This window comes from Streptomyces sp. NPDC031426, assembly GCF_055581585.1.
The window spans coordinates 1-22,848 of sequence record NZ_JBVIJE010000036.1; the positions used below are offsets into that span (position 1 = coordinate 1).

The 22,848-nt window shown below is 68.1% G+C and carries 13 protein-coding genes; 7 read left to right on the forward strand and 6 right to left on the reverse strand.

The annotated features are described in order from the left end of the window. The first annotated feature begins 601 nt into the window (after positions 1–601). The 3 genes from ACZ5NH_RS40215 (at position 602) to ACZ5NH_RS40225 (ending at position 3,314) form a co-directional block, all read left to right on the forward strand. The gene (locus tag ACZ5NH_RS40215; protein WP_468782683.1) at positions 602–2,134 is read left to right on the forward strand and encodes a hypothetical protein; all 1,533 of its coding nucleotides are present in this window, start codon (positions 602–604) and stop codon (positions 2,132–2,134) included. 328 nt (positions 2,135–2,462) lie between these two features. Further along, a complete protein-coding gene (locus ACZ5NH_RS40220) occupies positions 2,463–2,933 on the forward strand; it encodes a hypothetical protein (protein WP_468782685.1) in 471 nt (156 codons plus the stop codon). Between the two features lie 243 nt (positions 2,934–3,176). After that, positions 3,177–3,314 carry a hypothetical protein gene (locus ACZ5NH_RS40225; RefSeq protein ID WP_468782687.1) on the forward strand — a complete coding sequence of 46 codons (138 nt, stop codon included), beginning with the start codon at positions 3,177–3,179 and terminating at the stop codon, positions 3,312–3,314. Between the two features lie 22 nt (positions 3,315–3,336). Here ACZ5NH_RS40225 and ACZ5NH_RS40230 read toward each other — a convergent pair whose 3' ends face one another. The 6 genes from ACZ5NH_RS40230 to ACZ5NH_RS40255 all read right to left on the reverse strand — a co-directional run bounded on the left by ACZ5NH_RS40230 (position 3,337) and on the right by ACZ5NH_RS40255 (position 11,151). Further along, positions 3,337–3,864, reverse strand: a complete 528-nt coding sequence (locus ACZ5NH_RS40230; protein ID WP_468782689.1) for a hypothetical protein — start codon at positions 3,862–3,864, stop codon at positions 3,337–3,339. A gap of 96 nt (positions 3,865–3,960) precedes the next feature. Further along, positions 3,961–7,416 carry a HelD family protein gene (locus ACZ5NH_RS40235; protein ID WP_468782691.1) on the reverse strand — a complete coding sequence of 1,152 codons (3,456 nt, stop codon included), beginning with the start codon at positions 7,414–7,416 and terminating at the stop codon, positions 3,961–3,963. Positions 7,417–7,763: 347 nt separating this feature from the next. Continuing rightward, complete coding sequence (locus ACZ5NH_RS40240; RefSeq protein WP_468782693.1) at positions 7,764–9,401, reverse strand: RNase H family protein; 1,638 nt, start codon at positions 9,399–9,401, stop codon at positions 7,764–7,766. A gap of 46 nt (positions 9,402–9,447) precedes the next feature. After that, the gene (locus ACZ5NH_RS40245; RefSeq protein ID WP_468782695.1) at positions 9,448–9,777 is read right to left on the reverse strand and encodes a hypothetical protein; all 330 of its coding nucleotides are present in this window, start codon (positions 9,775–9,777) and stop codon (positions 9,448–9,450) included. A 262-nt stretch (positions 9,778–10,039) separates the two neighbouring features. Further along, positions 10,040–10,462: a hypothetical protein gene (locus ACZ5NH_RS40250; protein ID WP_468782697.1), complete on the reverse strand. Its 423-nt coding sequence runs from the start codon at positions 10,460–10,462 to the stop codon at positions 10,040–10,042. Positions 10,463–10,587: 125 nt separating this feature from the next. Then, entirely contained in the window at positions 10,588–11,151 is a 564-nt protein-coding gene (locus tag ACZ5NH_RS40255) for a hypothetical protein (RefSeq protein ID WP_468782699.1), read from the reverse strand. A 191-nt stretch (positions 11,152–11,342) separates the two neighbouring features. On the opposite strand from ACZ5NH_RS40255, the gene ACZ5NH_RS40260 reads away from it, so the two are divergent. From ACZ5NH_RS40260 to ACZ5NH_RS40275, 4 genes are all read left to right on the forward strand, one after another. Continuing rightward, entirely contained in the window at positions 11,343–13,508 is a 2,166-nt protein-coding gene (locus ACZ5NH_RS40260) for an N-6 DNA methylase (protein WP_468782701.1), read from the forward strand. Between the two features lie 284 nt (positions 13,509–13,792). Further along, positions 13,793–14,860, forward strand: coding sequence for a serine/threonine-protein kinase (locus ACZ5NH_RS40265; RefSeq protein WP_468782703.1), 1,068 nt, complete (start codon positions 13,793–13,795; stop codon positions 14,858–14,860). A 140-nt stretch (positions 14,861–15,000) separates the two neighbouring features. Continuing rightward, the gene (locus tag ACZ5NH_RS40270; RefSeq protein ID WP_468782705.1) at positions 15,001–17,928 is read left to right on the forward strand and encodes a helicase-related protein; all 2,928 of its coding nucleotides are present in this window, start codon (positions 15,001–15,003) and stop codon (positions 17,926–17,928) included. Continuing rightward, positions 17,925–22,841: an Eco57I restriction-modification methylase domain-containing protein gene (locus tag ACZ5NH_RS40275; RefSeq protein ID WP_468782707.1), complete on the forward strand. Its 4,917-nt coding sequence runs from the start codon at positions 17,925–17,927 to the stop codon at positions 22,839–22,841. Before ACZ5NH_RS40270 ends, ACZ5NH_RS40275 begins: the two co-directional genes overlap by 4 nt. Positions 22,842–22,848: the final 7 nt, after the last annotated feature.

A 22,848-nucleotide genomic window follows, 5' to 3' on the forward strand; every position in this document is an offset into this window, starting at 1 on the left:
GGGTACTTACGTGGTGCTGGCACTGCTCGTGGTTCTCCTTCGGGCCAGGATCATAAGCCTGGCTTCAGGGACTCCACGAAACGGGGTGCAGCTCAGTTCTGCTTCACGGGGGGCATCGGCAACATCCTCTACGCGGTGCGCATCAACAACTGGAACAGGGCGCGCGGCCTGTGAGATACGGCTGAGATGCTGCGGCCGTTCTCGCCGATTTCCGCGGGAAGGACTTCTTATCGGCACGCTGGCCGGCCCCGAGGTGTTGCCGGAGCAGGTAGAAGGCGCGTTGCCAGTCCACCGGCCAGGCCGGGCACCAGGACACGTCCAAGGTCTTTCAGTTGCTCGCACCGCTCTTGCGGCGCGCTGGCTGTGGACTGAACCGGCAGCCCCTGGTGTGGCGTACCTGTTGTGCCCCCTGTCCTTGGGAGCACTGAGCTGCGGCGACCACCCGCCGACCATTGCCCCTCACTGTTCGCGGCCGGGTTCACCCGAAAGTGAGTAACGAACGAGGTCCCGACCGACTGACGTGCCCGCCCTGCCTGCCGGGCGGAAGCCGGCTCGTCGGGTCCACCGCCCAGGCTGCGCATCAGACAAGGAGATCGTGTACGTGTACGACGAGGAAGCGGCCAGGGCGCGGTTCCTTCAGGCGGGGTGCAGCCCCGAGGAGGCCGACACGCTCGTGAATGCAGGCATCGATCCTGACATCGTCGGAGCCCATGCCTGCGACGCCGTGGGCTTCGCCTCCGCCGCCGCCTTTCACGATCTGGCCGACCCCAACCATTATCTGCAGGCCGCGGGCGGCGATGCGGACGAGGCCTTCAGGCAGTGGGCGAAGGACTCCGTGGAGGGTTCCTTCTACGAAGGGCAGGACGAGGACGCAGAGGCGGACGAGGGCTGCGACGGCGAAGACAAAGGCGAAGACGACGGCGAGGACGCTCGCGGCGTCTACGGATGGGTGAGCGCCTACATCACCCATGTTGGCGCGGGGGAGTACTCCATCGAGCTGTACGACGATCTGGGCTTGCCGGGCAACGCCGCTTACGTGGACACGCTGACCTTCTCGGTGCCCGCCACGATTCCTGCCGGCTCGCCGGCCGACCGGGATGCCCAGGTCATCAAGACGGCCACCGAAGAACTCGCCGACTACGGATGCATCCCGGCCTCCGACTTCCACGGCAGCGGCGACAGTTTCAGCGTGCAGGCCCGCGCCAGCGACCACGCCCAGCAGTGGCTCGAGGACCAACGGCCGCCGGCAGAAAAGCTCGAGCTACTGCTGGCCGGACTTGAGGGCCTGGTGGACGATCTGGCGACCGCGCATCCAGGCCGCGACCATCCCCGCATCGACACCATCGCGCACCCCCACCCGCATCGGCCGGTAACGGCCCCGGACGGCGGCGCTTGCACCTCGATCGTCAACTGGGGCGACCGGGAAGCCTTCCTGCAGGCAGTCGCCGCGGACGTGCCGGACAGCGTACGCCTCGAGCGATACCAAGGCGGCTGGGAACAGCGCCTTGAGGGGGCAGAAGACCTGAAGCATCCCCGGCTGCAGGGCCTGGAGCGGGTGCGGGTCGAAGCATCCCGGCGCGATGGCGAACTGAGCGGCTTCACCGCCACGTTCCGCTCCGGTGACGTGGTGCACCACTACCAGGTGAGCGCCGACTGGGCCCAGGAACTGGACGAGTGCCTGGACGACTGGGAGATGCGCGTGAGGGCCGTGCGCGAGGAGCAGACCCGATTCCCGCACCTCAAGCAGTGGGGCCAGCAGCTCTACCAGGCCCTGGTCGACGACGATCAGTTCATGGCGGCCGAAACATCCCAAGACCAGGACAGCAGGGGCCGGAACCTCGCCCGCAGCATGTTCGGCTCCGACTGCCCGATTCACTCGCATGACATCCAGCACGCCCTTGCCAACGCAGATGCGAAGCGGGCCGACATCCTCCTCGAGCGACAGCGGGCCCAGTGGCAGGCCGCCATCCCGGCCTGGGCAGCGCAACTGGCCACCTCGCCGGACTTCCAACAGGGCACGACCGCGCAGCGCGCCATGCTCGCCAGCAACCTCCTGTACGCGCACCACCCCATGGCTGACACACCAGACCTTGTCCGTCTGCTGCGCACCGCGGCTGCCGACCTGCTGGCTTGAGACGACACGAGCGCAACGGATCGCCTAACAGCGCGTCATCGCCTGTTGGCGGTGGGGGCTCCGCAGGTCCAGCCTGGGATTCAGACACTGTTGAAGGAAGTGATCGTTGGGGGTGGGTGTGAACAAGAGGCAGTATCCGAAGGGGACGTGCAGGGCGTGTGGTCGGACTCTGGGCCTGTACGAGGGCAAGGTCACCGTCCACCCCGCCCGTGGCAGCAGCGGACCGTGTCCGGGCAGTCGGCGTGGACCTGCACAGACTGCGACGACGAGGCCCGTCAGGTCGACGGCGCAAAGTTTGCGGGCGTTGAAGCCGATGGTCCGGGCGCACATGCCACAGAACGTGCCGCTGTGGTTTCCCGAATGGGAGGGCCAGTCGATGCCGTCCATCGCGCTTCCGGCGGGCCAAGAACGCATGGCGGTCTGGATACCGGTGCGGCGCCGGGCCATCCTCCGGCTGATCAACGAGATCCTGGCGGTACGAGTGCGCCCGGACTGGGACGACGAGCTCGAGTGCTGGATGGTCTCTCGCGGGCACTTCACCGCACTGGCCGAGGGACTGCTGCGACGCTATCCGCGTGTGGCCGTGGCGCGCGAGTTCAACCGTGCAGAGGCCTGCACTGCGTCATGCAAGAACGCGTCAGGGCCGTATTGCACATGTTCCTGCCAGGCCCGCAACCACGGCGGCGGTGGCTGGATGGCCGGATGGCGCACCACATCCGGACCCGCCCGGGACGTCGGTGGGTTTTGGTGGACGTGGCTCCTTGCCGAGAAGGAGGCGCCGCCGCGGCCCGCCGAATAGGAGCAGACCGCAACCAAGCAGCGCGCGCAGGCCCACGCACATGGCACCGTTGCCCCTACCCCGGGTGGGTCCAGGATCGGCAAAGTGGCACTCGGTGAACAGCACTCGCGTTTCACCGGCGGCCGAATCGTGGAGCTGGGGGCGCCGGTTGCAGCCCCGGCTGCGCCAGTCGATGTTGGTCATGTCTTGGTGTCGGCCGCGGGACCTGTTCAAGGCGCGGCCTCGTATGCGGCGACATCGCCCTTGGGAGCAGATCACCTCGGCGTGCCGGACGGGGTGGTCGACCGCCGTGGCGGCGAGGCGATCGTCGATGCCTACGACGAGCACGGACAGCTCGCCGCCTTTCCATGGCAACTGGGTCTCGCCCTCAGCGGAGCCTGACGGGACGAGCACCCGCTGACCGTCAGCTGGTCTGGCGGATGGAGGCGCCGACGAGGATGCCATCGGTGACGGTGTAGTCGCCGGTATACGTCTTGAGCGTGCCGTCGGTCTGGGTGGCATACAGGACGGCGTGGACGCGCAAGGCTCCGAATTCGCTGATGGTGCCCAGGGTGATGCTCTGGGTGGTGGCGAACCCGGCCACCCACCGGTCGTAGGTAGTGCCGGAGATGTTCGAGCCGCCGAGCGCCCAGGCGGCCGCATAGTCGTGATCGGTGATGTCCTGGTAGTACTGCGAGACCACCGCCGAGGCGTTGGTCAGATGCGGTCGAGGAGCGGCCCGGGGTGCCGTCGTGGGCACGGTGGCCGTCGTGGTCGGCGGCGCGGGCGTCGGCGTAGGGCTGGCGGTTGGGGGCGTCGCGGTGGGCGGCACGGAGGCCCGCAGGGTGCGCGTCACGGTGACGGCCGGAGCCGCCGGGGAAGCGGGTTTTGCGGAGCAGGCGGTGAGAGGCAGGACAGCGGTCAGAGCGACAGTCGAGACGATACGGCGCACGGGCCCCCCTTTGGCGGTGCGGAAGTTGCTGCGGACACCGTGGCTTCTGCGCACGGAGCGGTGGGTGGTGTTGGGTGGTACGGCCGGCCGGCGGGATCATGTCGGTTCGGTGCCCAGGGCGGTTTCGGTGTCCTGGCCGCTCCAGCCTTCCTTGGTGCGCCACAGGACGTGGACTTTGAAGATGTCGTGGAGGGTGTCGGCTGCCCAGTCTTCGGTGGGGGGTTGGCACAGGATCAGGTGGAGGCGGTCGGCGGGGGTGGGGAGGGTGTGGTTGATTTCCATCAGGCGGACGGCTCCCGAGCGCAGGTCGGCGTAGGTGCAGTGGCCGGCGCCGAGGACCTCGTAGAGGAAGTGGCCGTCCTTTGTGGGGCAACTGACGTCGATGACCGGGGTGTTGGTGGGCTGCAGGTCGGCTCGCAGGAGCGCGGCCATCAGTTCCAGGCGCACGGCCTCGTGGGTCTTGCAGGTGCGGTCGGCCGTCGCTGCCGTCTTGAGGGTTTGCAGGAGGTTGGGGTTTGCGGCTGCTGTCGGCATGGGGGTGTCGGTTGCGATGGCGGGCATGGCGTCGGGATCCTTCGGCTTGCTCGTGTGCGGGTCGGCGGGGGTGGTGTCGCTGGCCGCCTTTGGGTCGGCTGTGGCCAGGCGCTGCTGGAGTGTGTGGCGCGCGGTGAGCAAAGCGTCGGCCCAGCCGGCACGTTCCAGGTCGTCGTTGAGTCGATCCGCATCGAGGTGATCGTCCTTGAGTGCGCGGTGGGCGTGTGTCGCAAGGTCGCGCAGGAGGGTCAGACGGTGCCTGTCCGGCGATCCGAGCACACGCCGCACGTCGACCCAGTCCGTCTGGTCCCGGCGCAGGACGCGGTTGGCCATGGCCTTGAGCTCGGACAGACGATCCCGGGCGTCCTGCGGAACGATGTTCTCGCCCTTGATCAGCTCGTCCAGAACGCCGAGCGCGGCCGTGTAGCGCGGCGCCATCCTGGGTGAGATGGGCTGTCTGCCGCGCTGGTCGGCGGTCAGCAGACAGTGGGTCGATTCGTGGGCGAACACCCAGCAGTCCAGCTCGTCGCCGGGGCGCGGCAAGGCCGCGCCGTGGCGAACGGTCAGGAACAGGGGGTGGCTGACGGCGGGGGAGAGGGCCGTGACGTTGTATCGGCCGCCGGGGCCCGGGCCGATGACCTGGATGCGGATGTCGGTGCCTATGTCGGGCAGGTCGCCTGTCGCGCTCGGTTCGGTGCTGGTAGGTGCCGGTTCGATGGTGTCGTTGCTTGGCGTGAGGGCCTCGGGGAGCGGGGAGGTGTGCAGGACGGTCAGGCTCTGGGTGCTGCGGGTCAGGGCGACATAGAGCTGGCGCAGGCCGGCCGGACGGCGGTCGGCGATGGTGGCCGGTTCGACGACGAGGACGTGGTCGTACTCCATGCCCTTGGCCTGGGCGGCGGCCAGGACCGACACCGCCTTTCGCCCCTGGGCCGTGATCCCTTCGGCACGGTCCAGGTGGCCGCTGATCTCCTCCAGCCAGCCGGAGTCGTCGGGGACGATGACTGCGACGGAGCGCAAGGTGCTCCCGTCGCTGGTGCCGATGAGGCGGATTGCCTGCGTGACGGTGTCGTCGAGGAGCTTCCACGGCTCGGTGGCCACCGTCCGCACGGCCCTGTCGCCCACCGCGCGCACGGCCTGCGGATAGGGCAGCGTGGGAGCGATCCTGCGGGCCAGGGGGGCCACGAACTTCATGATCTCGGCGGGCACGCGGTAACTCGTGTTCAGCTCGGCGACGCGCCAGTCGCCGTGGTCGGACAGGACGGTGCCCAGGCGCTCCCAGTCGGTGTAGGGGTGGGGGCCGGTGGCCTGGGCCAGGTCACCCAGGATGGTCATCGAGCCGTTGACCGCGCAGCGGCGGCGCAGTGAACGGGCCTGCATGGGAGTCAGGTCCTGGGCCTCGTCGACGACGATGTGCCCGTAGCGCCGCGGCGTTTCGCCCGTGATGAGGCACTGGAGTTCTTCGAGGCAGACTCGGTCGTCCAGGGTCCAGGGCTCGGCGTCGGCCTTGTCGGCGCGGTCACGGCGAAGGGCGGCCTGTTCGGCGTCGTCGAGGATGCCGTCGGCGCACGCCCGCAGCAGGTCGGCCGAGTCGTACAGGCTCCGCAAAGCCTCCCGGGCGCCCGGGGAGGGCCAGACGCGGTCGATGAGGCGCTCCAGGCGCCGGTTGCGTTCCAGATCGCGGCGGATCGTGCCGTTGCGCCCGCGACGCGGGGCGATGGCGGCGAGCTCGCCAAGCAGGCGGTCGACGAACAGACTGCGGAAGTGGTCGCGGCGCTGGCGGTAGGCGCCGTCGCCGGCGCGCGCCTCCTCTAGGAGGGCGAGGACCTCGGATCGCGGGATGCGCAGGGTCGTACTGCCGGCGGTCACGATGATCGCGGGCTCGTCGCCCTCGAAGGAGGCAGCAGTGGTGAGCTCGTCGAGTGCTTCGGGCCGACAGTCGTGCTCGACGCGCCGCCGCAGAACATCGGCCATGCGCTCGTCGGATTTCACCAGCCGCGCCGCCGGTGTGTCCATGCCCAGGACGTCGCCGTCCCACAGGCGGGCGAGTTGGACGGCGTTGACGTTGCGGGTGCCCAACGTGGGCAGGACCTGGCCGACGTAGTCGAGGAAGCGCTTGTGGGGGCCGACCACGAGGATGTCCTGGGCCAGGAAGTGCTCGTTGTTGGCGAGCCAGGTGACGCGGTGCAGGCCGACCGCGGACTTGCCGGTGCCCGGGCCGCCCTGCACGACGAGGATGTCGGAGGGGGAATTGGTGACCAGGTCCATCTGGTCGCGGCGGATGGTCTCGACAATGTCGCGCATGCGACCGGTGCGCGAGCGCTGGAGTTCGCGCAGGAGGAATTCGTCCGGCTGCAGGGGCTTGCGGCGCTGGATGCGCGCGATGTCGAAGGGCGTGTGGGCGGGCGTGTGCTCCGGCCTGTCCCGCTCGTCGGCCTCCTGCCGGGCAGGGGCCTGGTCGGGCGCGACGTCCCCGGCGGGGACCTTGTCGGTGGTGGCGTCGTCCGGGGCCGACCGAGGCTTCGGCACCGCCGTGGACACCGGACGGAGGCCGGCCAGAGCACGAAGGGGGGCCGCCGAGGTGATCTCGTCGACGTAGCCCTCCACGATGCGCTGCACACACCGCAGTTGCCGTCGCAGGACCACCTCGCCCGGTGCGTCGGGCCGCGCCTGGAACCACGTCTTCGCCAGCGGGCTGGTCCACAGGACGACCACCGTGTCACGGGTGTGGACATCGGAGACGGCGCGCCGGCCGACGTACCACTTCCTGACGTCACCGCCGGGCTCCTCCGGCGCGTCGATGCGGGCGAAGACGAGAGACTCGTTGCCGAGGCCGCCGTACGCCGCTGCCCGCTCCTGCGCGTCCTTCCGGTTGGCGATGCCGTCCTTGCCGCTGGCCGACGCCGTAGCCGCCGACGTCCCGCTCATCTCGGCCAGCCGTGCGGTGTAGCAGTCGTAGGCGTAATCCACTGCCTTCTGTTCGTCGGCGATGACCTGCTCACGCGTCGTGGTGATGGCCATGTGCTTTCCCTCCCTTGCGGCGCCCAGCAGGCGCGCCGCGACGGGCATACGCCCGCCCCCCAGCGAAAGAATTATCAGAAACGTGTTACTCGCAAGTAGTTAGGGGCGTTCAGACAGGTTATCTCCTGCACGGCCGTGCACCCCTCGGTCTTTCTGGAGGAGTTCGCGGAGTTCGACCTGGCGCCTGTCAGGGACCTGAGCCGGTGGAGTGTCGACATTCGGGTGGTGGGCTTGTGCTGGTCTTGGACGAGCATCAGGCGGTCCCTTCGGGCGGCGGGTGGCTCCGGCTGGCGATTGATGACCGGGTGGCAGGGTGAGACGGCTTGGGACCCGTCAGGGCTTGAGGATCAGGCGGCCGTGGGCGGCTCGCTCTGGGCGAATCGAAGGGTGCGCAGGATGTGCGCCTGCTCCTTGCGGGCGACAGCAGCGGGGATGCGGCCGGTGGCGTGGCGCAGGGCTACTGCGGCAAGGGCGTCGGCGCTCTCGTTGAGGTCGTGGCCGATGTGGCCTTTGAGCCAGCGCACCTGTATTCGGTCGCGATGCGGCATCAGGTTGGCCAGGAGCTGCCTGCCTTCGGGGAAGACAACGGTGCGGTGGGCCACTGCCGGGTCGCCCGTTTCCAGGGCCCGGTTGACGGTGGTGACGGCTTCCAAGCTGTCGCACAGGATGACGACGGGAGAGTGCGGGCTGTGGTGGACAAGCTCCAGGGCGGCGTTGCAGATGCCGATGACCTCCGCCTCACCGCTGCTGTGGGCCATGGAGGCGCCATCTCCCGTGGTGCCGTTCTCGCAGACCCAGCCATAGCCGCACTGGGCGGACTCGTCGCCGACCGCGGCGTCGGCAACGGCTACGACCGCATGGGGGAGGAGGTCGTCGAGGATCGCGTATCGGTCTGAGACAGCGTCGGGTTCGGTGATCTCCCCTGGGGCGCCATCCTCGTCCAAGGAAGCGGTGCCAGGGACTTCCGTGGCGAGGGCCCCGGCAAGAGCGAGGTGGCATCGCGGGCAGCCCTCGGCCCGTTCCAGGCAGCCGGCCTGGTGCTCGGCGGCCAGCAGCCGAGCGTGGTCCCACAAACCCGGATGGACGGTGGCGAAGCGCGCGATGGCCCCTGCATGGCACTGGGCGATCAGGTCGGCGAAAGACCCAATGGACGTGAGCTCCCGAATACGGTCGTGGAGATCGGCGGCTTTGTGCCTGGCTTCGAGGGCACGGGCGGTGAGGATCGCGGTGTCCTGGTAGGCATCCTCAAGCGCGTCGAGCTGGACGCTGCGGGCCGTGAGGGGGCGGGCGAGCGCGGCCCGCTCGGCCTGGGCGATCGCGTAACGGCCCCAGGCCAGCGCGGTAGGGGCGTGCCGGTTCCACCGTTCGACGGTCGCGTCATGTCCAAGGTGGCCGTTCTCCGCCTCCCGGGCGTCGTGCAACAGCACCTGGACGAAACAGTCGTCGCCGCAGTCCAGCAGTTCGCGGACCGCAGAGGGGATGTCGGTGTGTATCAGCTGGCGCTCTCGTGCCCACCGGGCCCGGTCGTGGTTCGGCACGCTCAGAGCGTCAGCAGGAAGCCCGCGGTGGGTGAGCTCCTCTTCCATGGCGCACAGGTACGCCTGCGGGTGTGCGGCCCGCGCAACCCGCAGGTCCAGCGGACCGGTTCCCGGCATGCGCCCCTGCGGGATCCGACGGGCACGCTGCTCCTTGCACACGGCTTCAGCCTGCAACCGGGCGCGCCGAACCCGGCGGGCGTACTCGCGCAGCGTCCGCACCCGCTGCGCGGGCATGACGGAAAGCTCAGCGCGCCGGACAGCTCCCCGGGCAAGGACCTCCGCGTGGGCGAGCGCGATGGCGACAGCTCCGGCGAGGGCCCGGTGGTCCAGCGCGGCTTCGGTCTGCGGGGACGCGGTGCCGTTCATCCGGGCCAAGGCGGCGTCCTGCAGCGCGGTGAAGTCCTCGGCGAGGCGGCTGACCAGTTCGGGGCACGCAGGCAACGTCAAGGAGAACTCCCAAGTCGAGGGCGGATGGTCGGTGCATTGCGCTGGTTCAGGTGGTGCGGGCGGCGGTGGCGCGGACGTGCGCATAGACGGTGAGGAAGAGCTCCAGATCGGCCACCTCGTCCGCAGCGGCGCCTCCGGAGGCGAGCCTGGTGCGGGCGTCGTCGTGGGCCTGGCGCAGGTACTTGCTGCGGTCCAGGTGGTGCCACAGGAGCCGGAAGGCCTGCTGGTGGTCGTACAGGCCGGTTTCGTACTCGCCCCGTGAGACGCGGCGCGCCTGTTCCAGCAGGGCGCGGAAGTTCTCCTCGTTGCTGCGCTTGAGCAGTGCGGCCAGGTGACGGTAGTAGACGGTGAGCTCGGGCTCGCCGGACTCGGTCAAGCTGTGCTTCTTTCTGTCACTGGGTGATGGTCGTGGCTTTGTCGGGTCGGGGGTGCTGTGTGGTCAGCCGACCTTGACCCACTTCTGGCAGCCGGTCGTCTTGAAGACCTCGTCCTTGTGAACCGTCTTCGCGGCGGAGCAGCGAGAGGTGGCGGTCGGCGCCCGCTGCCGTGGTGGTCTGGTTCGGCACAGGGCTGGGGGCAATGCGGGGCGGGCCCGAGCGCAGACGCTGAGGACGGCTGCGCTCTTCGCCCGCGGCCGGTCAGGGCGCGGGGTCGGTCTTGGCGGTGTCGTTGACGTTGTCGAGGCAGGCCTTCATGAAGGCGTCGCGGTGGATGGTGCCGCCGTTGGGCTGCTGCGAGATCGCGGCGTACTGCTGGGAGCAGGTGGCCTCGCTGGCGGTGTAGGTGAGGTTGCCGTCGTCCGTGTAAACACCTCCGGAGATGGTGCCGGCCGCGTAGGCGCCCAGGAGGGTGGAGCGGCCGAAGACGGGCTTGTCCACCGTCTTGGTGACGACCTTGGCCGGGCGGGATGCGGCCTGCTGGGCGCGGTGGTCGGCTGCGGCTTCCTGGCGGCGGGCGGCCGCGAGCGCGGTGTGGGTGCTGACGTGGTCCATCGTGGCCGCGGTGACGGACAGGACCGTCAATCCGCAGGCGGTGATGGCGATGACCTTGGGCCGGTTCACTGGTGTCCTTCGTGTCAGGGATCGGGCGGAGGCGAAAGCCGCGCAGGCGGCGGCGCGGTGGTGGTCAGCGGGGATACGGACGCCTCGGGCCGCGTCCGGAGTCCGGCTGATGGGCCAGCGGTGCGTCAGCCGGCGTTCGTGTCGGTCCACTTGTCGCTGAAGAGGCCCTTGCTGATCTCGCAGGAGGCGATGTTGTAGCCACCCGACGCGGTGGACTGCGAGATGACCTTGCCGTTGACCTTCAGCTGGCAGGTGACATGGCCTGCGCCCTGAAGCTGGGCGGTGATCGAGTAGTACTGCGGGTTCTTGAGCGGCTTGGTCACGTTCAGGGGCACCGTGCCCTGGGCGGAGGACCCGGCCGGGCCGTACTGCACGTCGGCGCCGCTGGTGCCGGTGACGACGTAGGTGACGGTCTGCGGCGCCTGCTTCGTGGCCGCAGAGTGCGGGGCGGCGGTCTTGGCGCCGTTGCTCGCGTGGGAGGGCGCGGCGGCCGGCTTGTCGGTACTGCCGCCGGACTTACCGCCGCCGGCAGCGGAGATCACCCCGCCGAGGACCAGGAAGCCGACGACGCCGAGGCAGCCGGCCCCGGCACAGGTCTTGGCCTTGCTCTTCTTCGGCGGTACCGGGGCCTGCCCCGGGAACGGCTGCTGCGGCTGACCGGGCTGCTGGGCCCAGGGAGGCGTGGACATGCGTGGGTTCCCCCGTTTGCGTGGAAGAAGGAATCGGAACGCGAACGCCGACACCACAGCCCTGGAGCTGCGCTGCCAAGCGGAAGCATCAGCAGATAAGCATGCCAGTGAAAGCACTGTCAATCACAATGCGCGGTGAGAGTGATGCGCTATGGTGTGGACGGTCAGCCCACCTCGAGGTCTGGAGTGCCATGCCGAAGCCCTCCGCGCAGGTGACCGCGGCCGAGATCTCGCGGCTCGCCGGAGTCACGCGCGCCACGGTCAGCAACTGGCGCCGCCGCCACGCCGACTTCCCGGCCCCGGCCGGCGGTACCGACACCAGCCCGCTGTACGACCTCGAAGCCGTCCGCGCCTGGCTCGACTCACGCGGCCACAGCACCGCCGCCACGCCCGTCGAGGAACTGCGCGCCGCACTGCGCCTGCACGCCGGCAGCGGCGGCGCCCCCGCCCGGCTGCTGCCCCTCGTCCTCGCCGGCGCCCAACGCAACCGGGAAGCGCTGACCGCACTGAGCGAACTGTCCGACGGCGAACTGGCCGCCCGCTGCCACGACGCGGTGGCCGAACTCGCCGACACTGTTCCGGGCACGGACACGGTCACCTACACCCCGGCCGACGCCCCCCTGCTCCGCGCACTGCTGCACTGCGTGCGCGACGAAAGCGGACAGGGGGCGCTCGACGTCCTGGCCGAGCGCGAACTGGAGGACAGCGCCGCCAGCGGCGCCTACCAAACCCCCGAGCAACTGGCCGACCTGATGGCTCGCTTGCTCACGCCGCACCCCGACGGCCCCTACCCCGCCAAGGTGTTGGATCCCGCATGCGGCAGCGGCGCCCTGCTCGCCGCAGCCGCCCACCACGGCGCCACCGGCCTGTTCGCCCAGGACTCTTTGCCGGTCCAGGCACAACGCACCGCCGTACGGCTGCGACTTGCCGCACCCCAAGCACAGGTTGCGGTACGGGCGGGCGACACCCTGCGCGCGGACGCCTTCCCGGACCTCACCGTGGACGCCGTGCTGTGCAACCCGCCGTACGCCGATCGCGACTGGGGCCACGACGAACTCGCCTACGACCCCCGCTGGGCCTACGGTCTGCCGCCGCGCGCGGAGTCCGAACTCGCCTGGGTACAACACGCGTTGGCCCATCTGACGCCGGGGGCATTCGCGGTGATGCTCCTGCCGCCCGCCACCGCCTCCCGCGCCTCAGGCCGCAGAGTCCGCGCCGAGCTGCTGCGCAGTGGCGCACTGCGCGCCATAGTCTCCCTACCGCCGGGAGCGGCGACACCGCTGCACATCGGACTGCACCTGTGGATCCTGCAGCGCCCCCAACCGGGCGGCAGCGACCGGCAGACCGTCCTGTTCATCGACACCACCGCCGAGCAGCGCCTGCACGACCCATCCACCCTGCACGGCTCCGCGAACCCCGCCACCCGGTCGCGGGGCGGAAGGACTCCACTCGACTGGGCCGCGCTGAGCACGACCGTGCTGGATCACTGGCAGGCGTTCGCCGCGGACCCGGCGCACTTCACCGACCACCCCGGCACCGCATGCGCCGTGCCCGTCGTCGAACTCCTCGACGACCTCGTCGACATCACCCCCACCCGCCACGTCCGAGTCACCCCGCCCAGCGCCGACCCGGCCGCGGTGGCCAAGAACGCACGTCATCTCGAGGACCGCTTGAAGGAGAGCGCCCTCGCCCTGGCCGAAGCCGGCGCCCGCACCGCGTGGACGGCGGCCGATGAGGAATCCCGTTCCTGGCGCACGGCGACGGTCTCCGACCTCGCACGGGGCGGCGCACTGACCGTGCACCGCGCCGTGCCCGCAGCACGCGGCTCCCACGACACCTCCCTTCCGCCGGAGCAGGCGGGCCTGAGTACCCTCACCGGACGCGATCTGGCGACTGGCAGCCGCGCCTCCGCAGACACCGATGAACAGCTGCCGGCCGGCTCCACCGTCATCGAGGCGGGAGACGTCCTGATCCCGGGCATCCGCGCCCCCCACGGTGGCACCGCCCGCGTCGCCGACGACGAGGACGCGGGATGCCTCCTCGGCCGACACCTCCACCTGATCCGGCCCGACCCCGAACGCCTCGATCCCTGGTTCCTCGCGGGCTTCCTGTCGGCCGAGGACAACGTCAACAGCGCCACCACCGGCTCCACATCGCTGCATATCGACCCTCGGCGACTACGCGTGCCCCTACTGCCGCTCGACGAGCAACGCAGGTACGGCCTGGCGTTCCGTCACCTGCACACGCTGCGGGCCCTGGCACGCCAGGTCGTGGAGCTGACCGAGGAAACCGACGGCTTGCTCACCCAGTCCCTCACCAGCGGCGTCCTGCTACCGCCCGAGGCTCCTCCGAGCTGATGACGGCACAAGGGTGGGCGGCGGATGACACGGGGCCGAGCATCGGCTTGTCGAGGGAGAGGAGTGGCATGCGAGCGGGTCATTGCGAGGGGGGATTTGTCGTGTTTGCGCACCGACACGGCCGACACCGGGTTGCCCGCCCTTATCGGTGTGAAGAAAGTGAGCAAGGAGTTAGGGGGAGGTGGGGAGAAGGGCTCGGATCTGTTGGTAATCTCGCCATCGATTCACTATGCACGCAGATGGTGGGGCTGCTGAGCCACAGACGCCGGGGGACGGGGCTGAAAGTGCTGGAACCGCTCAGGGAGGCCGATCCGCGCAATATCGGCGCTTTTCGGCTGACCGGCAGGCTCGGCCAGGGAGCGATGGGCGTCGTCTACCTCGGCTACCGCTCGACGCGCCCGGTTGCCGTGAAGGTCATCAAGGCCGCGCTCGCCGACGACCCGTACTTCCGTGCCCGCTTCACCCAGGAGTTGGAGGCGATTCGCCGCGTCGGTGGCTTTCACACCGCAGCCCTGGTCGATGCGGACGCGAACGCGGGGCAGCCCTGGATCGCCACCGAGTACGTCCACGCCCCCTCGCTGCTCAGCCTCATCGAGGAGCACGGAACGGTCAGCGAGCTGGGCGCGTGGTGGCTCGCGGCGGGCCTGGCCGACGCCCTGATGCACATTCACTCCGTCCGGCTGCTCCATCGTGACCTCAAGCCCAGCAACGTGCTGGTCGCAGGAGACGGAGTGCGGGTCATCGACTTCGGCATCTCGCACGTCGGAGGCGCAACCGGCCTGACCACCGCCGACGCGGCCCTCGGCACGCTCGCCTATATGGCCCCCGAACAGGCGAAGGACTCACGCAAGGCCAGCGAGGCCGCCGACGTCTACAGCCTCGGGGCGACGCTCGTCCAGGCGATGACCGGGCATCCCCCCTTCCACGCGCAGGTGGTGGCCCAGCGGACCCTGGACGTCGCCCCGGACCTCACCGGGATGCCGCGAGGGCGCCTGTACGACCTGGTCACCCACACCTTGGCCTACGAGGCCGAGGACCGGCCGACCGCCCACGACGTCCTCGAGGAGGCGATGGAGCGGCTGCTGGAAGAGGGCATGCCCACGGGCAGCCAGGCCTACCCGCCGCTGCCGAAGGCGTTCCTCACCGACGTCCTGGAGCGGCAGACAGCCCCGCTGGACCCGCCGCCCGCCACCCCTTCACTGCCCGCGCCGCCCGCACCCAGAAAGCCGGAACGCCGGCCTCTCACGCAGACGCCCGCGACGGATCCTCCGATACCGCCGCAGCAGGACGACCCCTGGAGCGAACGCTGGCGCGGCCGGATCAACAAGCGCCGCGGTGACTACGGAGGTTGAGCACTGATGCCATCGGCAGTCAAACGACCCAGGCCGCCCAAACCGCCGAAACCTCCCACCCCGCGACAGCCGCGAAAACCACGCAAACCGAAGCGGCCACGCTGACCATCGAAATTCCGCACGATCAAGGAGATACGCCGGTGACGACCGCCGTAGAGGACGCGGCAGGCGCTGCGAAGTTCGCCCCTGGCATGCAGGTGCGGTCCAGGGACGAGGACTGGCTGGTCGTCGAGGTCTCCGAAACGGCCAAGGACGGCACCCGCCTCGATGTACGCGGTACCTCCCCCCTGGTCCGCGACCAGCGCGCGGTGTTCTTCGCCCACCCCGACCTCGACCAGGTCACCCCCCTGCGCCCCGAAGACACCGAACTCGTCGTCGACGACTCGCCCGAGTGCCGCCGCTCCCGGCTCTTCATCGACGCGCTCATCCGCAAAACCCCGCTGCCGCTGTCCGAGCAGCGCCTGGCCACCATCGGCACCCACCTCGTCGACGACCTCGCCTACCAGCGTGAACCCGCCAAGGCCGCACTGCGGGGCCTGCGCCCCCGGCTGCTGATCGCCGACGCGGTCGGCTTGGGCAAAACCCTGGAAGTCGGCCTGCTGCTGTCCGAGCTGATCCGCCGCGGCCGCGGCGAACGCCTCCTGGTCGTCACGCCCAAGCACATCCTGGAGCAGTTCCAGCACGAGCTGTGGACCCGCTTCGCGATCCCCCTGGTACGCCTGGACTCCGCGGGCATCGAGCAGATCAAGCAGCGCATCCCGGCCGGCCGCAACCCCTTCTCCTACTACAAGCGGGCGATCATCTCGATCGACACCCTCCGCTCCGACCGCTGGCGCAGCCACCTCATGCAGGTGAACTGGGACGCCGTGGTCATCGACGAGTCCCACAAGCTCATCAACACCGGGACCAAGAACAACCGCCTCGCCCAGCTCCTCGCCCCCAAGACCGACGCCCTCATCCTCGCCAGCGCCACCCCGCACAACGGCGATCGGGCGTCCTTCGGCGAGCTGCTGAGCCTGCTGGACCCCACCGCCATTCCCGACACCAGCGACTACGACGAGAAGCAGCTGGAGCACCTCTACATCCGCCGACACAAGATGTCCCCGGACGTCTCCGCGGAGATCGGCCACAAATGGGCCACCCGCAAGAAGCCGATGTCCATCGAGTGCACGGCCTCGGCCGCCGAGCAGCACGTCTTCGACGAGCTGTACAACGTGTGGATCAACCCGCAGGACGGGCAACCCGCCCCCGTGACCGGCAAGGGCGCCCGGCTCTTCCCGTACACGCTGCTGAAGGCGTTCCTCTCCTCCCACGAGGCGCTCGCGGAGACCGTGCAGAACCGGATCGACTCCATCGACGGCGGCAAGAACCCCCAGGAGCGCGCCCGTGAGCGGGCCGCGCTCGTCACGCTGGGCGAGCTGGCCGCCGAGGTGGACGTGGAGCAGGCCAGCAAGTTCCAGCAGCTGGTCCACGAGCTGAAGAACACCATCGGTGTCGGCCCGCACGCGGACACCCGCGTCGTGATCTTCTCGGAGCGCCGCGCCACCCTGCGGATGCTCCAGGACGCCCTGCCTGCCGCCCTCGGCTTCACCCAGGGCACCAAACTCACCGGCGCGGTCCGCCAGCTGCACGGCGGCCTCTCTGACGACGAGCAGCAGCGCATCGTCAAGGACTTCTCCCTGGCCGGCAGCGACCTGAGGGTCCTGCTCACCGGTGACATCGCCGCCGAGGGCGTCAACCTGCACCGCCAGTGCCACCAGATGATCCACTACGACCTGCCCTGGTCGCTGATCACCATCGAGCAGCGCAACGGCCGCATCGACCGCTACGGGCAGCGGCACTCCCCGGAGATCCGAGCCCTGCTCCTGCTCCTGCAGAACGAGGACCCCGACGACCCGTCGGCGGACCGCAAGGTCTCCAAGCGGCTGCTGGACCGGGAGGACGAGGTCCACCGAACCCTCGGCGAGGCCGCCTCCATCCTCGGCCTGCGCGACGAGGAGGCTGAGAAAACCGCCATCATGGAGGGCCTCGCATCGGGGGCCTCCTTTGACACCGTGCTGCCGGATGAGACGTCCGACCCGTTCGAGCTGTTTATGGCCGAGCACACCCCGGCCGGCGACGCCGAGGACTACCGGGTGCCGCAGCTGTTCGCCTCCACCCGCGCCTTCGTCGAAGAGGCGCTCGCCGAGGTCTACGGCAACCCCGAACAGAAGATCGACAAGCGCTGGGATCCCGACCACCCCGAAATGCTCGTCTTCACCCCCGATCGGGAACTGCAGCGCCGCCTGCTCGTGCTGCCCAAGTCCTACCTCGACGAGCGCGGCGTCCTCGAACAGCTCCGCCTCACCTTCGATGCGGGCTTCGCCCAGCAGCGCCTGGACCGAGCCCGTGAACTCAGCGGCAACCGCAGCAAGGGCGCCATCACCAAGCAGGAACGCGCCGAGACCTCCGGCTGGCCGGACGTCAGCTACCTCACCGACCAGCACCCGGTCGTGGAGTGGCTCACCGACAAGGTCCTCGTCCGCCTCGCCCGCAACACCGCACCCGTCATCACCGCGCAAGTGACCGAGCCCGTCTTCCTGATGCAGGGCATGTACTCCAACGCAAAAGGCCACCCCACCGTGCTGGCCTGGTCCTGCGTGACCGGCCTGCACACTGGCACACCCCGCTTTGATGACGACCTGGTCGGCGTCCTGGAGCGGGCCGGAGTCAGGCCCAAGATGCTCAACCGGCCCTTCACCGGCGACCTCACCGCCCTGCAGGCACTCGTCCCAGCCGCGGTCGAGGCCATGCGCGCGCACATGGTGCAGCTGCAGGCCGTAGAGGAGGAACCGCTGCTCGAGCAGCTGGACGAGTACGAGAAGCGGCTGACGGCCTGGCGCATCGCGAGCGAGTCGGCGTACGAGCAGGCGACCGGCGTCCGCCGCCACCACGCCGAGCAACGCGTGCAGAAGACGGCGATAGAGGTCGAGCAGCTCATCGAGCAGCTGGCCACCCAAGGCGAATCCATGGTCCGGGTGATCGGGGTCCTGGTCCCGGCCGTCGGCACCGAGCAGAAGGGCGCGTGAACACCGTGGCATTCGAAGCGATCATCAACCGCGGTGAGTACATTTCCGCCCACTACCTTGCCGAGCTGTTCACCAAGGACCTCACCGACCTGCGTAAGCGCTGGGCTGCTGCCGACCGGTCCGGGGCACCGTCGTCACGGTCTGGCGTGAAGGGACTGGGCCGGGAGTATTTCAAGGCCAAGGTCCGAATCACCGAATCCGGGGCTCCCGACAGCGCTGAGCTGCGCGCCCTCAACGACCGCCTGCTGGCCGCGCTCGCCTACGTCACCCCTGGCACGTCGCAGACCGCGGAGCCCGAGTCAGAGGAGGGCGCCCACACGCGCCTGCACCGCACGGTCTTCGAGGTCATCCACGCCGACAAGGCTCGCGAGGTCCCGGTCGCCTTCGCGGTGACCGGCCCCGGCGGCACCGAACTGGTCGCCCTCGACGTCACCTGGAGCACTGACGCCGAGCTTCTCGTCGCCGACCCCGAGGACGGCGGCGCCCTCCTGCTGGATGCGATCGCCCTGGACGGCAAGCAGCAGATCACCGGCGCCGCCGACGCCGTCACCTTCCTCTTCGGCTGCGAGGACACCTACGCGCCACGCTTCGTGCTGCTGCTCGCGGGCGGCTCGCTGCTGCTCGCCGACCGCACCGCCTGGCACGAGGGCCGGTTCCTCGCCGTCAGCGTGGACGAAGCCCTGGACCGCAACCTCTCCGCCGACGGCGAGGAACTTGAAGCCGTCTCCGCCCTCTTCGGTGTTGAGTCGCTGCTGACTGAGGGTGGCGTCGCCGGCATTCTCGACGGCCTGGTCGACAAGGGCCGCAAGCATGCGGTGGGCGTCTCCAAAGAGCTGCGCGAGGGCCTGCGACGCTCGATCGAACTGATCGCCGAGGAGATCCTCACCCGTATCACAGACCAAGGAGCAGACCCGGCTGAGCTGGGCGACAGCAGCGAGCTTGCCACCCGGCTCTCGCGCGAGTCGCTGCGCTACCTGTACCGCATCCTCTTCCTCCTCTATGCAGAGGCCCGGCCGGAACTGGGTATCCTCCCGGCCAAGGATGATGCCTATCAGGACGGATACGGCCTGGCGCGACTAGGAGAGCTGGTTTCCTACGACCTCCCCGAGGAGTCCCGCGACGGCTTCCACTTCTACGAGTCGCTGGACCTGCTCTTCCGCCTCGTCGATCAAGGGCACCGTGCCCTGGAGGAGGAGACCGCCCCAGCCGAGACCGTCGCCGACGTGGACGGGCTCCGCTTCGAGGCGTTGCGCAGCGACCTGTTCAAGACCGACGCGACCCCGCTGATCGGGTCCGTCAACATCGACGGCGAGCGCATCGACACCCGGCTGCGCAACGAGGTGCTGTGGCGGGTGCTCAACCTCCTCATGCTGACCCAGGGCAAGAACGGGGCCAAGGCGGGAGGCGCCACCGGCAAGGGCTTCATCTCCTACGCGCAGCTCGGCATCAACCAGCTCGGCGCGGTGTATGAGGGCCTGATGTCCTACACCGGCTTCTTCGCCGACAAGGACCTGTACGAGGTCGCCAAGCCCGACTCGGACGGACTGACCGGTACCTGGGTCGTACCGGTGAAGGACGCCGACAACGAGTATGGCGAAGATGTCTTCGTCAAGCGCCCGGACGAGCTGACCGGCGTGCTCAAGCGGGTCCTGCACAAGAAGGGTTCGTTCGTTTTCCGCCTGTCCGGGCGCGAGCGTCAGCGCTCCGCGTCGTACTACACGCCAGAGGTGCTCACCCGGAGCACGGTCAAGCATGCTCTGGCCGAACTCCTCGACCAGGACGGCAGGACCACCACGGCTCGGGAGATCCTCGACCTGACGGTATGTGAGCCGGCCTTGGGATCGGGTGCGTTCCTCAACGAAGCCATTAACCAACTCGCCGCGGAATACCTGCGACGGCGCATGGCTGAGGTCGGAGAGCAACTGCCGCCCGACCGGTATGAGGCTGAACTGCAGAAGACCAAGGCGTACCTGGCCCTGCACAACTGTTACGGCGTCGACCTCAACCAGACCGCCGTAGAACTGGCTGAGGTCTCGCTGTGGCTCAACGCCATGCACGAAGGCCTGAAGGCGCCCTGGTTCGGCATGCACTTGCGGCGTGGCAACTCGTTGATCGGAGCGCGACGGGCGGTGTATGACGCTGCCGCGCTGAAGAAGAAAGCGTGGTTGACCACCGTCCCGACCGACCGCCCGCTGCGGGCCGATGCCGAAGAGGGTGAGTTCCAGGCGGGCAAGGAGATCCACCACTTCCTGCTGCCAGCCAAAGGATGGGGCGCGGTCGCCGATGCCAAGCAGGCCAAGGAACTAACGAAAGCGGAGCGCGACGCGCTGGCCGCCTGGCGCACGGCGGTTACCAGAGCACCCTCGGTAACACAGACCAAGCGACTACTGGCAGTCGCCATGCGTGTCGAACGACTGTGGGAGCTGACTCGGCGGCGCCTGATCGTCTCCGAGCGCGAGATCCGCCGGGACATTAACCTCTGGCAGGTCCCGGAAGACCAGCCTCTGCCCCGGTCGTCCAGCGCCGTGTCGCGCGAGCAGGTCGAGAGCGCACTCCGGGCACCGGGATCGCCGCTCGGCCGACTGAAGCTGGTGATGGATGCCTGGTGCGCGCTGTGGTTCTGGCCCGTCGGTCAGCCGAACACACCGAATCCGCCGACCGTGGACGAGTGGCTGGCCTTCTGCGAGGCGGTACTGGGCGTTCCGCCGGCGAAGGCTAAGGCGAGCCGAGGACGCGGCGGTGCGGCCGGGCATGACGATACGCTTGGCCTCTTCGCTGATACAGGCGACTTTGAGCAGCTTGCAGTGGACGACGAGAATGACCGACTCCTGAGCCAATGCGCCGACCTTCCAACGGTCGCCCTGAACTTCGGCTGGCTAGCGGAAGTGGATGCGATCAGCCGCCGTGAGGGCTTCTTCCACTGGGAGCTGGAGTTTGGTCATATCTCGGAGCGGGGCGGATTCGACCTGCAGGTAGGAAACCCGCCGTGGCACCAGCCGAAGTGGGACGAATGGGCTGCCCTCGCCGAGTACGACCCGTGGTTTGTCCTTGCCGATAAGGCTCAAGAGAATGTAAGGAGTGCGCGGCGCTATGCGACATTGAAGGAATCCAGGACGCTCCAAGGATATATTTTTGACTTGAATTCTTGGGCAGGGGTTAACGCCCATCTCGGGTCAGAAGTTGAGCACCCACTGCTCGTGGGAATGAAAACGAATTTGTACTTGAATTTTGTCACTCAATCCTGGAGGAATGCGAAAGATTCGGGAATAGTTGCGTTGATTCACCCCGAATCGCATTTCAGCGACCCCGCAGGGGGTAGGCTTCGCGCGGCTGCATATCAGCGCCTCCGGAGGTATTTTCACTACAGGAATGAGCTGAAACTATTTGACATTATGAATACGCGTCAATATGCAGTCAATATTTATGGAGGTGTGCGGGAGGTCTCTTTTATTGGTGTCGGGTGGGCGCTGCATCCGTCTACGGTCGATAGTTCCCTGTCTCATGACGGTTTTGGGGACATCCCTGGCATCAAGTTGGAATCCGGAGGCTGGGATCTCCGGCCGCATAAGGAGCGAGTCGTTAAGGTCACAGCAGACGACCTTTCGGTTTGGGCGGCCCTAGTCGATGCTGACGGAACCGCTCCAGCGGAGGCGCGAATGCTGCTGCCCGTGTCGGCATCTGCTGGTAAGGCCCTTCGCTCCCTGTCTGGGTTTGCGTACCGGTTGGGGCATCATGGGTTCTGGTGGACGTCTTCCTTTCAGGAAAAGTCCGGAGAAAGGGCTGGGCTAATCAAGCCGCAGTCGGGAGTGCCGGATTCTTTGCCTGATGTGATTTTGCAGGGTCCGCATTTCACAATTGCCACACTCTTTGACATGCAGCCGAATCCAAACTGTCGTTCCCCCAAGGATTACTCGCCGTGGATACTTGAGGATCTGTCGGAATCGGAAATCCCGAGGACGAATTATGCCCGTGCGTGTTCACGTGAGGATTTTTCTGCTGCGCAACCGCTCTGGAACGGGAAGGCTGCGAACACGTTCTTTCGCGTTGCTTGGCGTCGAATGGTTGATCCAATCGTTGAGCGCACACTTCAAGCGACCCTTATTCCGCCGGGGCCGACGCATACTGATAGCGTCTGCACGCTGGCGCTCCCAGCCAATCGCGACACCGCATTGATCGGCGGCATTTGGGCGAGCCTGCCCATTGATTATTTGATCAAAGTATCTGGGAAGAGGAACATTTCCGGGGACCTTGTGAAACATCTCCCTGCGCCTCTTTCCCATCCTCTAGCATCTCCTCTCCTGCTTCGCGCTCTCCGTCTCAACTGTCTTACTCGAGAGTACGGTCCTCTTTGGGAGGAGCTGTTTGAGGCCGCCTGGCTCGCCGACAGATGGACCGATCCGTCGTCTACCCGTCCGTCTATACAGGGCATCGAGCCGACTTGGTCCATGGCTACGCCGCTCCGTACGGACTACGACCGCCGGATGGCCTTGGTTGAAATCGATGCTCTCGTAGCCGTCATGCTCGGACTGACCGCTGAGCAACTGTGCGCAATGTATCGCTCTCAGTTCGCCACTGTGCGTAAGTACGAGTGGGAGATGTTCTTCGCGTTGGACGGTCACAGGATCGGTGCATCCAAGGACAATGTTGGTGCCCGCCAGACAGAGGAGGAGACGGAACTCGTCAGAACCTGGGTGAAGGCTGCCCGTAACGGCGATCCCAGCCCAGCCATTCCCCGGGACTGGACGAAGCCGAGTCGCGAGGTCGAGATGACCCGTGCGCATGCGGACTTCACCACTCGCCTCTTGGCCAGTGAGTACGGCGACTATGTCGCCTACGCCGCCGAGCACGGCGATCATGGCAACCTCCTCGCCACCGACTCCCTCCCCAGCCGCGACGTCTTGGAAGGCAGGTGACGAGCCG

Excerpts from the sequence above, each read along its gene's own strand:
- ACZ5NH_RS40220 (WP_468782685.1), top strand. The coding sequence starts at position 2,463 with ATGCCACAGAACGTGCCGCTGTGGTTTCCCGAATGGGAGGGCCAGTCG.
- ACZ5NH_RS40235 (WP_468782691.1), bottom strand. The coding sequence starts at position 7,416 with ATGGCCATCACCACGACGCGTGAGCAGGTCATCGCCGACGAACAGAAG.
- ACZ5NH_RS40255 (WP_468782699.1), bottom strand. The coding sequence starts at position 11,151 with ATGTCCACGCCTCCCTGGGCCCAGCAGCCCGGTCAGCCGCAGCAGCCG.
- ACZ5NH_RS40260 (WP_468782701.1), top strand. The coding sequence starts at position 11,343 with ATGCCGAAGCCCTCCGCGCAGGTGACCGCGGCCGAGATCTCGCGGCTC.